The sequence below is a fragment of the Hydrotalea sandarakina genome, from assembly GCF_003254115.1.
Taxonomy (GTDB): Bacteria; Bacteroidota; Bacteroidia; order Chitinophagales; family Chitinophagaceae; genus Hydrotalea; species Hydrotalea sandarakina.
In genome coordinates, this window is the sequence record NZ_QKZV01000026.1 from 1 (window position 1) to 2,063 (window position 2,063).

Sequence of the window (2,063 nt, forward strand, 5' to 3'; positions counted from 1 at the left end):
TGCTTCGTATGACAGTTTTTCGTAAATTTGAAGTGTGTGCTTCGTATGAACATTTGTGGTTAAATCGCCACCTTCGCCAAGCCGCAAAACGTTGGCTGCCATAATCTTTGCAACGTTTCGGTGGACACAACTGTCATCTTTAAAAAGACAGATTATGAAATCTTACTTCACTTTTTTCTTGCTGCTTTTCATCGCATCATGCAACAAAGAAAATAATGCACCTTCAAACACTCCTTCAAATCAAGTGTTCCCTAATGAAGTAGGTAATCATTGGGCTTATAAGTACAATGACGGCTCTAATAGCGAACGATATATTTTTGTTGACATTGTTGGAACTGGGACACTTCCAGATGGACAAAGTGCAACAATTTGGACAAGCACTTTGCAAAATGCAACAAATCAAAAATATTTACTGGATAGTTCTTTCGTAGTTATTGATGAACAAAAAGCAGTTTTCTATGGAGTACCATGTTTAACTTGTACAACTCAAATGCCAGAGGAAAAACGCAGATATATATTTCCATTACAAGTAAATAACAAATGGTTTACAGACAAATTTTTCGGTGACACAACAAAAGTTTTAAATGAAAGCAGCTTAACAGTTCCAGCCGGTACATTTGAAAATACTTTCCAATTATCAAAAACAGTTGGTTACGTTGTTAATTCATTCACCAAAGACACTATTTGGTTAACCCCAAATATTGGAATGACAAAGTTCTATCAAAACGAATACAGTTTAGGACCACTGCCAGGAAACGGCATTTGGGAATTATCAAGCTATAAATTGAAATAGAAATACGGCAGCCAACAAAAGTATTTGCAAAAGCAGGGCTGGACAATGTAACATCAGCTATATGCTACTATCAGCAGCAGTTCGGGCTCGACGTTCAATGTTCAGCTTTAGTTCTTAACTTCAACAACATATTTTCAATTGGGCATTTGTACCGGGCTGGACAATCAATTAATTCCCTGCCTTCGCAAATACTCGAACGTTGCCTGTAATTTTTCAGACCCACTACAAATGACTGCATACCTTGACAACAACATAATAGTTTCTATTGAGAATGGCGACTACAATTTGAACGAAGTAAGAGCTTTGCTTCCTGACAACAAGACAAAATTTTTCTATTCCTCTGCTCACATTTTTGAGGTAGAAAGTTTTCAAGGGAATTCTAAAATTTCAAAGGCAGACTTACTTAATAAACGGTTCGATACTATACGCAATATTTTTAAGAATAACTATTTGTATTTGGACTTAAAAGAGAATCGCCTTACTCATATTATGGAAGACCCACAAGAGGTTTACGACACAATAGCTCTTGTTTTATTCGGTATTGACGCAATGAAAGGTTTTATGAACCTGTTTTCCAAAGAGCAAAAAGAAGAAGTAAGACAGCATTTGGGAATTGAAATGCAAAAAATAAATAATTATAGTGCGACAGAAGTTATTGAGCATTTAAATACTAAACTTACAAATTGGGGGACAAACCAATCTTTTTTAGAAATGATTGAGTACGGAATTCAGCAACATCTAGATGGGAAAAACTTTGGACTTCACAACAGAATTGCTGGCGTATTTGAACTTCTAGATATGTTTGGTTATTGGAAGGACAAAGAAACTGACACTTCAAACTATGCAAGACTTTGGGATGCTGACCATAGTTTCTTTGCTTCCTATTGTGACTATTTTGTTTCAGACGACAAGAGAACACGAAATAAAGCAAAAGTTGTTTATAGCATTTATAACAAGGACACTAAAATAATTTCGGTACGTGACGAAAAATAAAACTACAGGCAACATTGGGTTTTATGCAAGTTGGGCATGACCAGCAAACATCAGCCAATTGCAAATCCAGGCTGTGGTTCGGGCTGGACAAACAATTTTCAACTTTAGTTCTTAAATTCAACTTTATATTTTCAATCAGCAGCGGTTATCGGCAGTCGGAATTCTAATTCCCAACCTGCATAAAGCCCTGCTCGTTGTACACCATTATATTTGACCTCTCTAAATTTTTAATTACAAATATTTACCAGCAACTAAATATTTAGTTTACTTTGACTAA

General features: G+C 35.6%; 2 protein-coding genes. Both read left to right on the top strand.

The genetic code is table 11. From position 1 onward, the window contains the following. Positions 1–154: 154 nt before the first annotated feature. Positions 155–793 (top strand): hypothetical protein, encoded by a 639-nt coding sequence (locus LX80_RS14315; protein WP_111297328.1) that lies wholly within the window; start codon positions 155–157, stop codon positions 791–793. A gap of 285 nt (positions 794–1,078) precedes the next feature. Beyond that, entirely contained in the window at positions 1,079–1,786 is a 708-nt protein-coding gene (locus tag LX80_RS14320; protein ID WP_170120478.1) for a hypothetical protein, read from the top strand. The last annotated feature ends 277 nt before the right edge of the window (positions 1,787–2,063 follow it).